This is a genomic window from Acidiphilium rubrum, from assembly GCF_900156265.1.
Taxonomy (GTDB): domain Bacteria; phylum Pseudomonadota; class Alphaproteobacteria; order Acetobacterales; family Acetobacteraceae; genus Acidiphilium; species Acidiphilium rubrum.
The window spans coordinates 30,484-45,554 of record NZ_FTNE01000013.1 but is presented as its reverse complement, the minus strand read 5'-3'; the positions used below and the strand labels follow the sequence as shown (position 1 = coordinate 45,554).

Sequence of the window (15,071 nt, the reverse complement as noted above, 5' to 3'; positions counted from 1 at the left end):
GAAGTTCCGCACAGCGCGATCAGGTGATTGTCACACTACCGGCAATTTATTAATTTTCTATTTCCAGATTTTGTCAGGACAACAGAATTAAAAAAACTGTCCCCGTTGCAAGTTAGTCATTTGTTTACTTTTGTCCGCTAGATAGCGTCCAGAGATCATGAGGACACCATGGCAACCAATCTGATGGCAATCGCCGCGCAACGCATATCCTACCTGGCGGACTCCCAGAACGTGCTGGCGCGCAACATCGCCAACATCGACACGCCCGGCTTTACGCCGCAATCGATGACACCGTTTCAAAACTATCTCGACCGCACCGCACAGATTACCCCAACCGTGACCCACGCCGACGATCTGCCCGGGCAGTCCGATCCCGCATCGGGCACCACACCGGCTGCCATGAGTGAGCGCGCGCCCGATGGCAATGCAGTCTCACTGACCCAGGAACTTGCCGCCGTCGCAAAGACGCAAATCGACCAACAGTACAGCGTCAATATATACAAATCGTATATTGGCATGTTCACCACAGCACTCGGCCCGAACATTTAATCGGACAAAATAGTCCCAGAAGGAGTCTTCAATGGAATTCGGCACATCACTCGCAATTTCCGCGTCGGGCATATCCGCGCAAAGCGCCCGTCTGCGCGTCATCGCGGAAAATCTCGCAAATGCCAATAGCACCGGCCAGACACCGGGAAGCAACCCGTACCGGCGCCAGACCATCACATTCCAGGACGCCTACAATCAGAAGCTCAACGCCGATCTCGTCACCGTCGCCAATATCGGCACCGACAGTTCCTCGTTCCCGACCAAATACGATCCCTCCAACCCGGCCGCGAATGCGCAGGGTTATGTGAAATTGCCAAACGTCAACAGTTTCGTGGAATTGATGGACATGCAGCAGGCCGAACGCTCCTACGACGCCAATCTATCCGTCATGAATGCCACCCGCGGCATGTTGACGCGCACACTGGGGCTGATCTGATGTCCGGCACCGTCAATTCAATCGCCAAGGCCGTCCACGGTCTCGCCGCCTACCAAACGACCGATGCGGCAACGAGTTCCAATGGCGCCCCCGGCACCGATTTCGCGAGTTACATCTCGGGCGTGCTGACCAATACAGTCAAGCAAGGTGCGAGCGCCGAAACGCTTGCCCAGAACGGGCTGATGGGGAACGGCAACCTCACACAGGTCGTCACCTCGGTCGCGCAGGCCCAGCTGGCCCTGCAGACCACGGTCGCCATCCGCGATCGTCTGATCACCGCCTACCAATCGATCATGAGTATGCCGATTTGACCGCCTCAAACCACCGACCCGCTCCAACCCCTTTGCCGCACGCGACGATCAACCAGGAATGAGGGACCAATGTCCGACCCGTCGATTGCCATCGTGCTGCACGAGGCGCTCTACATCACGGCCCGGCTGGCAGCACCCCCGCTGCTCGCCTCTCTCGCAACCGGTCTCATCATCTCGGTTCTGCAGTCGATCACGCAGATCAACGAACCCAGCCTGATTTTTCTGCCCAAGGTCGTCGCCGTCGCCGGAGCCGTGATGATGCTGGGGGGATATTCGGTGACCATCCTGACCGAGTTTTCCCACAATATATTCTCGGCAATGGTCCATGTCGGCTGACGCAGGCCAGGCGCTCCTGACCAACACGGTCTTCGACTTCCTGATCGTGTTCGTCAGGGTCAGCAGCATGGTCATGGTCCTGCCGGGGTTGGGCGCAAGCACCGTGCCGGCGATGGCAAAAATCGGCATCTCTCTGGCGCTGACGACCATCATCGCCCCCTTGGTCGCCGCGGCTTTACCGCCGATGCCGCAAACGCCGGCACTGCTCGTCGCCATGATCGTCGAGCAGCTCGTGGTCGGGATCACGATCGGCTGGTTGGTCAACACGATCTTGTACGCTTTGCCGATCGCCGGACAGGCAATCTCGTATCAGATCGGCCTATCGAGCGTGCTGCTGCCGAGTACCGATATGGGTGCCGAGAGCACGCTCGTTTCGAGCATCTTCAGCATGCTCCTGCCGGTCCTGTTTTTCAGCTCGACCCTGATGATCGTGCCGATCATCGCGCTCGTCCACTCGTTCCACCGCATTCCCACCGATTTCATCGGGCAGTCGCATGGTGTCGGCTTGATGGTTCTGCTGATCAAACTCGTCATCAAATCGGTCGCCTTCGAATTCCTTCTGGCAACCCAGATTGCAGCACCGTTCCTGGCAATCGGGATGATCTGGCAGGCGGGTCTGGCCTTGATGGCCAAGGCGTCGCCGCAAATGCAGATATTTTTCGTTGCGGCACCGCTGCAAATCCTGGTCGGGCTCGGCATGTTGGCGGCACTCCTCGGCCCGATTCTGGCGACGTGGCAGGCCGATGCCGGCCGTATGCTGTTGCACTATGTCGCCCTTTGAAAAACGCAAGTTTACCATAACGCAAGTGCATCATCGTGGCTGAATCCGACGGTCGCACCGAAGCCGCCACACCGGCGCGCATGAGCAAGGCGATCTCGCAGGGCGACATCGTCGTCTCGCGCGAAGTCACCGCATTCGCAACGCTGGGCGGCGGCGTGGTCGCGCTCGCCGTCCTGCTGCCAACCCTGCTCGCACACCTCGAACGCGCCTTCGCCACGCTGCTATCAAGAGCCGGCCCGACCGATACCACCGCCGGCATGCTGCTTTTGATCAAACCCGTGGTGCAGGGTGGATTCGAAATCGTCCTGCTCACCGGTGCACTGACGGTCGCAGGCGCGATCGCGGCGACCTTGTTTCAGACCGGCTTTAAACTCCGCACCAATGCCATCGGGTTCACCCTGGGCCGAATCAACCCGCTGACCGGATTTTCCAACCTGTTCTCTCTGCGCCACACAATCGCCTCGGCGCAATCGATCGTGAAAATCATCCTCGTCGGCATCATCATGTATGTCGTCATCGGCAATAAAATCGGCGCCTTACGCACGCAGATGATCCTGCCGGTGACCAATCTGCCGGCAGCGATCGGCGCCGCACTCCTGGCGGTTGCGATTGCCGGCGTCATGGTCCAGGGCGTCATCGGTGCGGTCGATCTTGCATGGTCGAAGCGCCAATTCACCACCCGCAATCAGATGTCTCAGCAAGAAGTCAAGGATGAGCAACGCGAATCCGACGGCGATCCCGCGGTCAAGGCAAAGCTAAAGGCGCTGCGAGCGCAGCAGGCGAAGCGGAACCTGCGCGCCGCCATGGCGCGCGCAACCGTCGTCGTCACCAACCCCACCCATTACGCCGTGGCGCTCGAATATCAGGCCGGACAGACGCAAGCGCCGCGCGTGGTCGCGAAAGGGGCGGATCATCTGGCAAAGACCATCCGCGAAATGGCGGCCGAGCTCAACCTACCGATCGTCGCCAACCCGCCGCTGGCCCGCGCGCTTTATACACTGGACGAGGATAGCGAAATCACGCCCGAACATTACCGCGCGGTCGCCGAAGTCATCGCCTATGTCTGGAAGCTGGCCGAGCGCAACGCGGCCCGGTTTCAGGTGTGACTGTCGTGACCGTTGATTTCCAGCAGCGCCAGCAAAGCCGCCGCGCGGTCGGCCTCGGTCTTTGCTTCGAGCAGCGCCTGCTTCTCGATCGGGCTGAACGGACAGGCCATGCACAGCGTCACGATCAGCGCCGGCTCGGATATCTCCTCGATCGCATCCCAGTTCGCATCCACCCCGGTCGCCACGAAATACCGATGCAAAGCCCCCATCAACTGATCGCGCGTCACCGCCTGCGCGGCAGCGGCCGGTGCCGGCGCCGTGCCGAGGTCGTGGCGAAATTTCGTCACATCGCCCTGCACGCGCCGATAGCCGCGGCGCATCTCCGCCTCCTCCACCACGCTGTAGCGCACCAGCCCGTTCAGCGTGATAAGATAGCGCCCGTCATCGGTCTCGCTGAACGCGGAAATCCGCCCGAGGCACCCGTGCCGATACAGGCCAGGCCCAGTCTCGCCCGGCGGCGCGTCATAATCGGGCTGAATCATCCCCAGAATACGCCCCGCCCCCAGCGCGTCATCCACCATCGCAAGGTAGCGCGGCTCGAATATGTTCAGCGGCAACCGCCCGCCGGGCAACAACAATGCGCCGGTCAGCGGAAAGATCGGGAATATTTCTGGAATACCCTCGATCCTGCTCACGCCCGCACTCATGCCCAGCGTCCGGCTCAACTGAACAACAACGTCGAAAGTTTTCGCCGCGCCGCCATCGTCTCCGGCGCATCGATCCCCCAGGCATCGAAAAACTTCAACAATTGCAACCGTGCCGCATCCTCGTTCCACCCACGCTGGCGCCGCATGATCTCGAGCAACGCCGTCGCGGCACCTTCCCGGTCGTCGGATGCATTGAGCGCCGTGGCATACGCATACCGCGCTTCATGATCATTCGGGTCCGCCGCCAGCTTCGCCTCCAGCTCGGTCCGCGCCCCCGCCGCCGCGCGGCCCTCGCGCGCCACCGCCAGCGCCGTCCGCGCCGCAGCGATATCCGCGTGCTCGGCAAGCTTCGCCGGCACATCCGCCAGAATCGCCTCCGCCTGATCGTCGTCGCCCAGCGCGATCAAGCTACGCACCAGCCCCACCCAGGGCTCCGGCCGCTCGGGATCATCGTTCAACGCCGCAGCAAACAACTCGGCAGCCCGTTCATGTTCGCCCGCCTCGGCCGCCTTGCGCGCCTCGGCAATCGCATCCGCCGCCGGCGCCGCCGAACCGGCCAGTTTCAGCACCGCATCAATGAACCGCCGCGCCTCGCTCTCCGGCAGCGCACCCTGGAACAAATCCGCAATCTGCCCCTGCCAGAACGCCGCCACCGTCGGTACCGACTGCAGCGGCAGCCCCAAACTCGCCAGCTGCTGCACCAGCGCCCGGTTCTGGTCGATATCGATCTTCACCAGCCCGATCCGCCCACCCATCGAGCGCACGATTTTCTCGAGCGTCGGCGTCAGCGTCTTGCACGGCCCGCACCAGGTCGCCCAGAAATCGACCAGGATCGGCCGCTCGCGCGACGCCTCGATCACGTCGCTCATGAAACTCGCCTGCGTGCCGTCGATAATCATCGCAGCCCCGCGCGGGTCCGGTTTCAGTTCAGGTACTTGGTCCATGATCGTCGATCCATCCATAGTGATCGATAGATGATAGCCAGACCGCGTCCTGCAAGCCAGACCGATCCCGCACCGCGCAAATGCCACACCCCGCGCGCGCCTCATCGCCACCCCCGCCCGGCCGATTTCCAGCCGCACGCAACATCATGTCGCAAATCCGTCCCCATCTTGCGGGAGGCGTCGCAGCCGGTCATCGAAACGTAACACGATGTCGCGGTGGTTTATCGCTTTACCACCCCCCCCGAATTGCGCGAAACAACCCTCCCCCGGCGCCCGAACGGCCGGGCAGGCAGTCAATTCGGCTTCACACAGGAGAGTTCAATGCCAGGCCGCCCACCGGCCCCGTTCCCCGCCTGCGCCCTGACTGCCCTGTTCATGGCGGTCGCGTCCCCCTGTGCCCGGGCCGATGCACCGCAGCCCACCCCGCACGTGCCGGTCGCAACCCCGCAGGCCACCATGTTCCGCCCGACCATCGCGGTCTCCGGCCAGATCGCCGCCGTCCAATCCGCCACCCTCGCCGCCCAGCGCGCCGGCGTCGCCGCCCAGGTGCTGTTCCATTCCGGTGAAACCGTCGCAAAAGGCGCCGTGCTGCTCCGCATGGACGATGCCGAACAGCGCGCCCAGGTCGCCCTCGACCGCGCCAAACTCGATGCTGCGGGCCGCACCGTCGCGCGCGATCTCCGCCTGCGCGCCATCTCCGGCATCGCCATCGCCCAATTGGAATCCGATCAGGCCGCCCGCGCGGAAGCCGCCGCCCAACTCGCGCTCGACACCGCACGGCAAAACCGCCGCACCATCCGCGCCCCCTTCGCCGGCGTGCTCGGCATCCGCCGCCTCTCGGCCGGCGACTACATCGGCGCCGGCGCCATCATCACCACCATCACCCAGACCAGCCCGCTGCGCATCCTGTTCGCGGTGCCGGAAACCGAACTCACCGGCATCGCCTTCGGCGACGCCTTCACCTTCACCCTGCCCAGCGCCGATGCCACCCCGCACCAGGGCCGCATTCTCGCCCTCAGCCCCTCGCTCAACCTCACCACCCGCGCCCGCATGGTCGAAGGCCGCATCGCCAACAACGCCGGCACCCTGCTGCCCGGCGCGTTCGGCCAGGTCGAAATCGCGACCGGCACCGCCACCGCCGCGCTCGATGTCCCCGCCACCGCCATCAACTACGGCCCGCTCGGCAGCTTCGTCTACGCGGTCGATCACCACGGCAGCGCCGATGTCGTCCACGCCGTCTACGTCCGCGTGCTGGCCACCAAGGGTGCCACCACCACCATCGCCACCCCGGTTCCGGCCGCACCGCGCCGCATCGTCGCGATCGGTGGCTTCAAACTGGACAACGGCGAAACCATCATCCCCGCCGCGCCCGCCACCGCGCTCCAGGCCACACCCGCCGCCGCCGGCCGCAAATCATGACCCCCGAACGCGGCTGGACCAGCCCCTGGGCGCGCCTGCTCAACCATCCCATCCTGGTCGGGCTGGGCGTCGCCGCGCTGCTGCTGTTCGGCACGATTTCGCTGCTCACGCTGCCCATCCGCCCCAGCCCGCCCATCCCGGCCAACCGGATCAAGATCCATACCGACTATCCAGGCGCCTCCGCCTCGGTGGTCAACCGCTTCGTCACCATCCCGACCGAAGCAAGCGTCGCCGCGGTCAACGGCGTGTCCTACGTCACCGGCACCTCGCGTGAAGGCGGCTCGACCGTCCGCGCCTATCTTGGCGGCGGGGTCGATCCCAACACGGTCTACGCCGAAGTCCTCTCGGCGGTGAACGCCGCCCGCAACGACCTGCCAAGCGCCGCCCGCCTGCCCAGCGTCGCCCTGGTCGGCCGCCAAAGTGCCAATCAGGAACTCAACGTCGCCGCCCTGTTCGCCCCCGGCATCTCGGAAACCGCCGTCACCAGCTACCTGAAAACCGACGTGATCCCCCGGCTCGAAACCGTGCCGGACATCGGCCCCGTCACCATCTTCGCGCCCGACCCCGCCATCCGCGTCGCCATGAACCCCGCCCGCATGGCCGCCCTCGGCGTCACCCCGGCCGATATCACCAACGCCCTCGCCAGCGCCGCCAGCCTCGCCGCCGCAGGCTCGCTGCGCAACCAGGCCGGCGTCATCCCGGTCCAGGCCCGCACCGGCCTCGGCGCGATCACCGATTTCCGCCACATCCCCATCGTCACCCGCGCCGGCGTCACCATCCCGCTCGCAACCGTGGCCGATGTCGCGATCGGCCCGCCGTCCGATACGTTCGAAAACTGGTGGCAGGGCCGGCGTGCCGTCTACCTCGCCGCCGGCGTCGCCCCCGGCGGCAACATCATCGCCGTCTCGCGCGCCTTCCGCCACATGCTCACCACCATCCGCGCCACCGCCCCGCCCGGGCTGAAACTGCCGCTCATCTACGACCAATCGGTCAGCATCACCCGCTCCCTGCGCGACCTCGCCTTCACCCTGCTGATCACCATCGCCCTGGTCATCGTCATCGTCCGCCTCTCACTCGGCACCACCCGCGCCGCCGTCGCACCCTTCCTCGCCATCGTGCTCTCCCTGCTCGGCACCGCCATCGTGATGCATCTGCTCGGCCAGAGCCTCAACCTGTTCACCATCATCGCCCTCGTCCTCGCCGTCGGCCTGGTCGTCGATGATGCCATCGTGGTGGTCGAAGACATCTTCCGCCGCATCAACGAAGGCGAATCCCCGCTCGATGCCGCCTCCGCCAGCGTCACCCGCCTCGCACCGGTCCTCGCCGCCATCTCCTCCACCCTGGTGGTCGCCTTTCTGCCGCTGGTTTTCCTGCAAGGCCTCACCGCCGCGCTGTTCCGCCCCTTCGCCACCGTGCTGATCACCGCTTTCCTGCTCTCGCTGATCATCGCCCTCACCATCGTGCCGCTCATCGCCCTCTGGGCCGGCCGCCACTCCACCCGCGAAGCCCAGACCGGCCCGCTCGATCGCCTGCGCGATCTCTACGCCCGCCTGCTGCGGCCCAGCCTGCGCCACCCCGCGCTCGTCGTCCTCATCGCCGCCGGCCTCGCCGGTTTCAGCGGCGTTCTCTACGCCCGCGCCCCGCGCAACCTCACCCCCGCGGCCGATGGCCTCTCGGTCAACATCTTCGCCGCCGGCCCCTACGGCGCCTCGCTCGCCTATCTGAAAACCCAGTACCATGCGATCCAGACCGTGCTCGACCGCCTCGAACCCGGCACGCCGGACTGGATGGTCGCCGATGAAAACGCCCACAGCCTGTTCGGCGGCTACACGTTCAACACGCCGGACGATGCGCTGCACGCCACCGCCGTCCTCGGCGCCGCACTCGGCAAACTCCCCGGCGTCAAAGCCTATGTCAACGAAAACAACGGCCTGCCCGGCCTCAACGGCCTACCGATCGACGTGCTGATCTCCGGCCAGGCCAACTACCGCACGCTGCTCGCCGTCGCTCAGAGCGTGATCGACGCCGGCTACGCCAGCGGCAAGTTCGACTTCCTGCAAGCCTCGCCCGGCGCCAGCCAACCGCAATACGGCATCTCGATCCGCCGCAACCTCGCCGATTCCCTCGGCATCCCCACCGCCGCGATCGGCGATGCCCTGGCCGATGCGCTCTCCGGCGGCACCATCGGCCACGTCAGCCTCGGCCACACCACGCTCGATGTCATCCCGACCGGCCCGCGCAACACCACGCCCACCGGCCTCGGCACCTACACGGTCAAAACCGCGACCGGCAGCCTCGTCCCGCTGGCCGATGTCACCCGCATCGCCCTCCGCCAGGAACCCAACGCGATCGGCTCCTGGCAAGGCCTGCCCACCGTCACCATCCAGGGCCAACCCAAACTCGGCGTCTCCCTGTCGGATGCGCTGGCAACCCTGCACCACGGCTTCACCACCCTGCACAAACCCGGCCTCTCGTTCGGCTACGCCGGCCCCTCCGCCACCTTCCGCCGCTCGCAACACGAAAACAACCTATTGTTCCTGATGGGATTCGCCGGCCTGTTCTTCCTGCTCGCCGGTCAGTTCCGCTCGCTGCGCGACCCGTTCGTGGTCATCACCACCGTCCCGCTCGCCAGCCTCGGCCCCCTCACCCTCATCGCGCTCGGCGGCGCCACCCTCAACATCGTCACCGAAATCGCCCTCCTCGCCGTCTGGGGCCTGATCGCCCGCCAAGGCATCCTGTTCGTCCAGGTCGCCCACGAACGCGCCCGCGAAGGCCATAAAATCAGCGAAGCCGCCATGGACGCCGCCCGCCTCCGCTTCCGCCCCATCCTCATGATCACCCTCGCCCTGATCGGCGGCGCCGTCCCCCTGATGCTCGCCAACGGACCCCAAGCCGTCATCCGCTACGATATCGGGGCCATCCTCGCGACCGGCATGGCCTCAGGCTTCCTCCTGTCCCTGTTCGCCGTGCCCGCTATGTATTGCCTCGTGCACGGGCGGCGATGATGAAGGCCGTGAGCAAGACGGGGCTTCGCCCCGAACCCCACCAGGGGCTCTGCCCCTGGACCCCGTTAAAGGCCCCGCGGGCAGGATGCCCGCTATCATATGATGAGGCGCGCGACGCGCGCCGGGCTTTAAAATCCATTAGTTTTAGGCAAGGGGAGGGCGGTCCAGTCCATACACGTGACAAGTGCGAGGCAGCGCCCTCCCCTTGCCTAAAACTAGCGGGTTCTAAGGGCCTCGCCCTTAGTGGGGGTCCAGGGGGCAAAGCCCCTTGGTGGGGCATGGGGCGAAGCCCCATCCTTCTCACCGCCCTCATCCTCACCGCCTGTGCCGTGCCGATCAAGCCGGTCACCATCCCACCAGCGCCGGCGTCGTATCTGCGCGGTGTGCCGACCGCCGGTACGCGGTTGCAATCCGCCTGGTGGCGCGGCTTTGCCGATCCGTCGCTCGATCATCTGGTGGCATTGGGCGAGCGCCGATCGCCCACGGTCGCGGCGGCGGATGCGTTGGTGGCGCAGGCGGCGGCAAACCAGGCGGCGGCGACGGGGGTGTTTCTGCCGCAGGTGTCGTTGAACCCGAACGTCTCGCGCCAGTCGTTCCCGACCGGCCCGAACGGGTACGGCGCCTATACGATCGACGAGTTCGCCGGCGCGATCACCTATAATCCCGGTCTGTTCGGTGCGCGGTCCTATGCGTTCCGCAACGGCCGCGCGCTCACCGACTACCAGCGCGCCAATGCGGCGGCGGCGCGGCTGACGCTGGCCGATAATATCGTGGTCGCGGCGATCACCGAGGCCGGGTTGGAAGCACAGATCGCGACCGACCGGGCGATGGCGGCGAGCGAGCAGCGCCTGCTGACCTTGTTACAGGGTGAATATGCCGCGGGTGCCATCGCGCGCCTGCCGGTATTGCAGCAACAGGCGCAGGTGCAGGCGACCATGGCGGCCTTGCCGGGTCTGCTGGCGCAGGCGAGCGCGCAGCGCCATGCGCTGGCGGTGCTCAGCGGCGTCGCCCCGGCCGATTTCGCGGGCGGTCATTTCCGCCTGACCGATTTCACCGTGCCGGCGGACAGCGCGGCTTCGGTGCCCTCGGCGCTGGTTGCCGGCCGGCCGGACATCACGGCGGCCCGTGCGCTGGTTTCAGCCGACCACGCCGCGGTCGGCCAGGCGGTGGCCGCCCTCTACCCCAGCCTCACCCTGTCGGCCCAGGGCGGCTACGCCTCGGAGACGTTCAACACCTTGTTCGAGCCAAGCGCCGCGCTATGGACGCTCGCCGGTTCGCTGCTCGCCCCGATCTTCGACGGCGGCGTGCTGCACGCGCACGAAGCCGCGGCGCGCGCCACCCTGGCCAACGCGCTCGCGACCTATCGCAGTACCGTGCTCACCGCCTTCCAGCAGGTGGCGGACGGCCTGCGCCGCACCGCTGACGATCGTGATTCGGTTGCCGAGAGCAACGCCGCCGCCGCAACCGCGGACGACGCCTACACCCTGGCCCGCCAGCAATTCAAACTCGGCGCCGCCAGCTACAACACGGTCCTCACCGCCCAGATCACGTGGCGCCAGGCCCAACTCACCGCCGTTCAGGCCGCGACCCAGCAATTGCTCGATCAGGCCGCGCTGGGGGCGGCTTTGGCGGGGGAGTAAGACTTCTTTTTTGTAAAAAAGAAGCAAAAAACTTTTATTAATCTGGGACTTGGGCTTGGGGCTAAAATAGCCCGGCCCAATATCTAACAATAATTCTAACAAAATGCTTTCCCACCCCCCGTCCCGCGTCCTATCATCCTCGCGTGTCAGCAACCCCAACCAATCCCCCGTTCGTCATCCGCTGCTTCATCGTCATGATGAACGCGCTGTGCGACACCGTGGCCGAACACGGCCCGGCCGGCTACGTTCCCGTCCCGATGGTCAATTTGATCTGGACCCGCCTGCAAAACCTCACCACCCGCTTCCTCGCCGCCCTCGCCCGCGGCCCCATGCCACCCCGCGCCAAACCAACCCCCAAACCAACGCCCGAAATCCCACCCGAATCCCAACCCCAGCCCGAGCAGCCACCCCGCGCCCGCCGCAAACGCCTCACCCTGCCGTGCCGCGAAGCCTGGCTCTACCGCCTGATCCCCGAAACCGGCTTCACCCGCTTCACCCTGCAACACATCCTCGCCGACCCCGAATTCGCAGGATTCCTTGCCGCCAATCCAAAACTCATCCGCATCCTCACCCCCCTCTACAACGCCATGGGCATCGACCTGCCCACCGAACCCCCCTTCGCCCCCGACCCACCGCCAGACTCCCGCCGCCACATCATCTTCGGCACGCCAGATTGCACCGCGTCCGACTTCCCCACACCAACCCCTGATTTCAAAATTCAACCCGCCTGACCCAAGCGCCTTCGCACGCCCATATCGTTACGATATCGTACTGAACCCTTCATCCAAGCCCCCCGCTTGCATTTCCCAACCGGTCCAGCGAAGTAGATTTCGCACAATTACCGCGACATCGATCAAACCTTGGGAACGGACACCATCATGACAGGCAAGGCACCGTAATGCTCGCGGGGCAACGAATCGCGGTCGTGCTGCCCGCCTACAACGCGGCGCGCACCCTGGAACGCACCGTCACCGAGATCGATCGCGAAATCGTCGATGACCTGATCCTGACCGACGACGCCAGCACCGACGCCACGGCCGTCCTGGCGAAATCGCTCGGCCTCTACACGATCATTCACGACCGCAACCGCGGCTACGGCGCCAACCAGAAAACCTGCTACGCCGCAGCGCTCGGCCGCGGTGCCGATATCGTCGTCATGCTCCACCCCGATTACCAATACTCACCGCGCCTGATCCCGGCGATGGCCTCGATGATCGTGTCAGGCCATTACGACGCGGTGCTGGCCTCGCGCATCATGGGCGTCGGTGCCCTGGCCGGCGGCATGCCGCTGTGGAAATTCCTCGCCAACCGCGCCCTCACCCTCGCCGAAAACCTGCTGCTCGCCCAGCATTTCTCCGAATACCACACCGGCTTCCGCGCCTGGTCGCGCCGCGTCCTCGAAACCCTGCCGCTTGACCGCTGTTCCGACGATTTCGTGTTCGATAATCAAATGATCGTGCAGGCGCTCCATGCCGGCTACCGATTCGGCGAAATCTCCTGCCCGACCCGCTATTTCAAGGAAGCCTCCTCGATCAATTTCCAACGCTCGGTCACCTACGGCTTCGGCGTGCTCGATACCGCGCTGCGCTTCCGGCTCGATCGCGCAGGCATCCGCCCCTGGCCGCTGCTGGGCAAACCCGAACCGTGAAGGCACGGCTGATCACGATCGCCGCCGGATTTGCCATCCTCGCCGCCGCTCTGGCACTCAGCCTGGCCGGCGGCACCACCTGGGCGGCCCGCATCCTCGGTTGGCTCGACCGATTGCGCGCCCTCGGCGTGCTGGGCTGGGTCATCTTCGTGCTGCTGCAAACCCTCGTCGCCCTGATCGGCTTCCTGCCCGCCTCGCTGCTCGGCCTCGCCGCCGGCGCGGTCTATGGCGTGGCTTTGGGGTTCGGGCTTTCCAGCATCGGCGTGCTGCTCGGTGCCGGCGCCGCCTTCTCGCTCGCCCGCTCCGCCCTGCGCCCGGCCATCGTCCGGCTCGTCGCCCGGCGCGACGGCTTGCGCCGCTTCGATACCGCGATCATGCGCGATGGCTGGCGCCTGGTCCTGCTCCTGCGGGTCTCACCGGTGATGCCCTTTTCGATCACCTCCTTCGCGCTCGGGTTATCCGGCATCGGCTGGCGCGATTATGCCCTCGGCACCCTCGCCTCGCTGCCGGCCCTGGCCCTCTATGTCACGCTCGGCACACTCGGCGTCCAAGGCATCACCGCGCTCCGAACCGGGCCGGGCTGGGTCCATTTGGTACTGATCGGCGCCGGGCTGGCGGCAACCCTCGGGCTGACGCTGCGCATCGGCCAACTGGTCGCGCGCGCGGTACGGGTGCCGGGCTGAGCATGATTTCGTGACGCAAGGCGTACAGAACGTCTCATGTGGCGGCATTCGCTTCGAAAGCTGAATCCGCCCTGTTTTTTAGGAAAAACCGGCCCATCCCCTGACCCGCCCCCCGACCAGGCCCGCCCTTTTCCGCACAGCACCACGCGCCCATATACCCTGGTAACCAAATCAGGAGCAGTGCATGAAAACCCGCCAACTCGGCACCTTAACCGTTTCCGCCCTCGGCCTCGGCTGCATGGGCATGTCCGATTTCTATGCCGGCCGCGACGAAGCCGAAGCCCGCGCCACCCTCGACCGCGCGCTCGAAGCCGGCATCACCTTCTTCGACACCGCCGACATGTACGGCATGGGTGACAACGAAACACTGCTCAGCAGCTTCGTGCAGGCGAACCGCAGCAAAATCGTCCTCGCCACCAAATTCGGCAACGAATTCACCGCCGACCGCAAACGCCTCGGCGTCAACGGCAAGCCCGCCTACGTCAAATCCGCCTGCGACGCCTCCCTCAAACGCCTCGGCATCGACACGATCGACCTTTACTATCAGCACCGCGTCGACCCGACCGTGCCGATCGAAGAGACCGTCGGCGCCATGGCCGACCTGGTCAAAGCCGGCAAGGTCAAGCACCTCGGCCTCTCCGAAGCCTCGCCCGCCACCATCCGCCGCGCCCATAAAATCCACGCCATCAGCGCGCTGCAGACCGAATACTCGCTCTGGTCGCGCGATCCTGAAGGCGACCTGCTGCAAACCGTGCGCGAACTCGGCATCGGCTTCGTCCCCTACTCCCCGCTCGGCCGCGGCTTCCTCGCCGGCGCCATCACCAAACCCGAAGACCTCGCCGCCGATGACTGGCGCCACAACAACCCCCGCTTCCAGGGCGACAATTTCGCGAAAAACCTCAAACTGGTCGAGCAAGTCAAACAACTCGCCGCCGCCAAATCCTGCACCCCCAGCCAGCTCGCGCTCGCCTGGGTGCTGGCGCAAGGCGACGACATCGTACCGATCCCAGGCACCAAACGCCGCAAATACCTCGATGAAAATATCGGCGCACTCGACGTCACCCTGACCAGCGACGATCTCGCCGCGATCGACCGCATCATGCCACCCGGCGCCGTCGCCGGCACCCGCTATCCCGAAGCCGGCCTCAAAGCCGTCAACCTCTGACCATAAAAGCCGGGGCGCCCAGCGCCCCGGCCATCTTGCATCAAGACCGCGCCCGCGTTATGCGACGCCCTGAATGACCGGTCGGCATCGGTCAGCCCCCAGGAGATCCGCGATGAAGGCCAATATCAACCCCGAATACCACGAGATCAACGTCATCATGACCGATGGCACCGCTTACACGACCCGGTCATGCTACGGCAAAGCCGGCGATACGCTGCGCCTCGACATCGATCCGAAGTCCCACCCCGCCTGGACCGGCCAGCACCGCGTCATGGACACCGGCGGCCAGGTCGCAAAATTCAACAAACGCTTCGCCACCATCGGCGCCCGCACGAAGTAGTCCGGTTGGGTTTCAGGTCAAGCATTGGCCAGGGGCGCTACCCCTGGCCAATGCGAAAGCC

The 15,071-nt window shown here is 65.4% G+C and carries 16 protein-coding genes; 14 read left to right on the top strand and 2 right to left on the bottom strand.

Features of this window, described 5'->3' with window-relative positions; all coding sequences use genetic code 11:
* Nucleotides 1-168 precede the first annotated feature (168 nt).
* The 6 genes from BW994_RS11000 to BW994_RS10975 all read left to right on the top strand — a co-directional run bounded on the left by BW994_RS11000 (nucleotide 169) and on the right by BW994_RS10975 (nucleotide 3,519).
* Nucleotides 169-549 carry a flagellar basal body rod protein FlgB gene (locus tag BW994_RS11000; RefSeq protein ID WP_029311778.1) on the top strand — a complete coding sequence of 127 codons (381 nt, stop codon included), beginning with the start codon at nucleotides 169-171 and terminating at the stop codon, nucleotides 547-549.
* A gap of 31 nt (nucleotides 550-580) precedes the next feature.
* Nucleotides 581-985 (top strand): flagellar basal body rod protein FlgC, encoded by a 405-nt coding sequence (flgC, locus tag BW994_RS10995; RefSeq protein WP_029311779.1) that lies wholly within the window; start codon nucleotides 581-583, stop codon nucleotides 983-985.
* On the top strand, nucleotides 985-1,296 hold the full coding sequence (locus BW994_RS10990) for a flagellar hook-basal body complex protein FliE (RefSeq protein WP_029311780.1): 312 nt from the start codon (nucleotides 985-987) through the stop codon (nucleotides 1,294-1,296). Before flgC ends, BW994_RS10990 begins: the two co-directional genes overlap by 1 nt.
* 69 nt (nucleotides 1,297-1,365) lie before the next feature.
* Nucleotides 1,366-1,632, top strand: coding sequence for a flagellar biosynthetic protein FliQ (locus BW994_RS10985; RefSeq protein WP_029311781.1), 267 nt, complete (start codon nucleotides 1,366-1,368; stop codon nucleotides 1,630-1,632).
* Nucleotides 1,622-2,413, top strand: a complete 792-nt coding sequence (locus BW994_RS10980) for a flagellar biosynthetic protein FliR (RefSeq protein WP_029311782.1) — start codon at nucleotides 1,622-1,624, stop codon at nucleotides 2,411-2,413. Before BW994_RS10985 ends, BW994_RS10980 begins: the two co-directional genes overlap by 11 nt.
* A 35-nt stretch (nucleotides 2,414-2,448) precedes the next feature.
* Nucleotides 2,449-3,519, top strand: a complete 1,071-nt coding sequence (locus tag BW994_RS10975) for an EscU/YscU/HrcU family type III secretion system export apparatus switch protein (protein ID WP_051657326.1) — start codon at nucleotides 2,449-2,451, stop codon at nucleotides 3,517-3,519.
* Here the strand turns inward: BW994_RS10975 and BW994_RS10970 are convergent.
* Both BW994_RS10970 and BW994_RS10965 read right to left on the bottom strand, forming a co-directional pair.
* On the bottom strand, nucleotides 3,510-4,154 hold the full coding sequence (locus BW994_RS10970; protein ID WP_342667833.1) for an LON peptidase substrate-binding domain-containing protein: 645 nt from the start codon (nucleotides 4,152-4,154) through the stop codon (nucleotides 3,510-3,512). The two genes, BW994_RS10975 and BW994_RS10970, sit on opposite strands and share 10 nt — an antisense overlap.
* 26 nt (nucleotides 4,155-4,180) lie before the next feature.
* Nucleotides 4,181-5,110, bottom strand: a complete 930-nt coding sequence (locus BW994_RS10965; RefSeq protein ID WP_029311785.1) for a tetratricopeptide repeat protein — start codon at nucleotides 5,108-5,110, stop codon at nucleotides 4,181-4,183.
* A 321-nt stretch (nucleotides 5,111-5,431) separates the two neighbouring features.
* On the opposite strand from BW994_RS10965, the gene BW994_RS10960 reads away from it, so the two are divergent.
* From BW994_RS10960 to rpmE, 8 genes are all read left to right on the top strand, one after another.
* Entirely contained in the window at nucleotides 5,432-6,529 is a 1,098-nt protein-coding gene (locus tag BW994_RS10960; protein WP_029311786.1) for an efflux RND transporter periplasmic adaptor subunit, read from the top strand.
* A complete protein-coding gene (locus tag BW994_RS10955) occupies nucleotides 6,526-9,534 on the top strand; it encodes an efflux RND transporter permease subunit (RefSeq protein WP_029311787.1) in 3,009 nt (1,002 codons plus the stop codon). Before BW994_RS10960 ends, BW994_RS10955 begins: the two co-directional genes overlap by 4 nt.
* A 278-nt stretch (nucleotides 9,535-9,812) precedes the next feature.
* Nucleotides 9,813-11,174: an efflux transporter outer membrane subunit gene (locus tag BW994_RS10950; RefSeq protein WP_029311788.1), complete on the top strand. Its 1,362-nt coding sequence runs from the start codon at nucleotides 9,813-9,815 to the stop codon at nucleotides 11,172-11,174.
* A gap of 143 nt (nucleotides 11,175-11,317) precedes the next feature.
* The gene (locus tag BW994_RS19245; RefSeq protein ID WP_139334085.1) at nucleotides 11,318-11,905 is read left to right on the top strand and encodes a hypothetical protein; all 588 of its coding nucleotides are present in this window, start codon (nucleotides 11,318-11,320) and stop codon (nucleotides 11,903-11,905) included.
* 167 nt (nucleotides 11,906-12,072) lie between these two features.
* Nucleotides 12,073-12,822: a glycosyltransferase family 2 protein gene (locus BW994_RS10940; protein ID WP_029313120.1), complete on the top strand. Its 750-nt coding sequence runs from the start codon at nucleotides 12,073-12,075 to the stop codon at nucleotides 12,820-12,822.
* Nucleotides 12,819-13,505: a TVP38/TMEM64 family protein gene (locus BW994_RS10935; RefSeq protein WP_051657542.1), complete on the top strand. Its 687-nt coding sequence runs from the start codon at nucleotides 12,819-12,821 to the stop codon at nucleotides 13,503-13,505. The genes BW994_RS10940 and BW994_RS10935 overlap by 4 nt, the downstream gene beginning before the upstream one ends.
* 184 nt (nucleotides 13,506-13,689) lie before the next feature.
* Entirely contained in the window at nucleotides 13,690-14,670 is a 981-nt protein-coding gene (locus tag BW994_RS10930) for an aldo/keto reductase (RefSeq protein WP_029313122.1), read from the top strand.
* 112 nt (nucleotides 14,671-14,782) lie between these two features.
* Nucleotides 14,783-15,010: a 50S ribosomal protein L31 gene (gene rpmE / locus BW994_RS10925; RefSeq protein ID WP_029313123.1), complete on the top strand. Its 228-nt coding sequence runs from the start codon at nucleotides 14,783-14,785 to the stop codon at nucleotides 15,008-15,010.
* The last annotated feature ends 61 nt before the right edge of the window (nucleotides 15,011-15,071 follow it).

Coding starts and splice junctions, on each gene's coding strand:
- BW994_RS11000 (WP_029311778.1), top strand. CDS start 169: ATGGCAACCAATCTGATGGCAATCGCCGCGCAACGCATATCCTACCTG.
- flgC (WP_029311779.1), top strand. CDS start 581: ATGGAATTCGGCACATCACTCGCAATTTCCGCGTCGGGCATATCCGCG.
- BW994_RS10990 (WP_029311780.1), top strand. CDS start 985: ATGTCCGGCACCGTCAATTCAATCGCCAAGGCCGTCCACGGTCTCGCC.
- BW994_RS10985 (WP_029311781.1), top strand. CDS start 1,366: ATGTCCGACCCGTCGATTGCCATCGTGCTGCACGAGGCGCTCTACATC.
- BW994_RS10980 (WP_029311782.1), top strand. CDS start 1,622: ATGTCGGCTGACGCAGGCCAGGCGCTCCTGACCAACACGGTCTTCGAC.
- BW994_RS10965 (WP_029311785.1), bottom strand. CDS start 5,110: ATGGACCAAGTACCTGAACTGAAACCGGACCCGCGCGGGGCTGCGATG.
- BW994_RS10960 (WP_029311786.1), top strand. CDS start 5,432: ATGCCAGGCCGCCCACCGGCCCCGTTCCCCGCCTGCGCCCTGACTGCC.
- BW994_RS10955 (WP_029311787.1), top strand. CDS start 6,526: ATGACCCCCGAACGCGGCTGGACCAGCCCCTGGGCGCGCCTGCTCAAC.
- BW994_RS10950 (WP_029311788.1), top strand. CDS start 9,813: ATGGGGCGAAGCCCCATCCTTCTCACCGCCCTCATCCTCACCGCCTGT.
- BW994_RS10940 (WP_029313120.1), top strand. CDS start 12,073: ATGCTCGCGGGGCAACGAATCGCGGTCGTGCTGCCCGCCTACAACGCG.
- BW994_RS10930 (WP_029313122.1), top strand. CDS start 13,690: ATGAAAACCCGCCAACTCGGCACCTTAACCGTTTCCGCCCTCGGCCTC.
- rpmE (WP_029313123.1), top strand. CDS start 14,783: ATGAAGGCCAATATCAACCCCGAATACCACGAGATCAACGTCATCATG.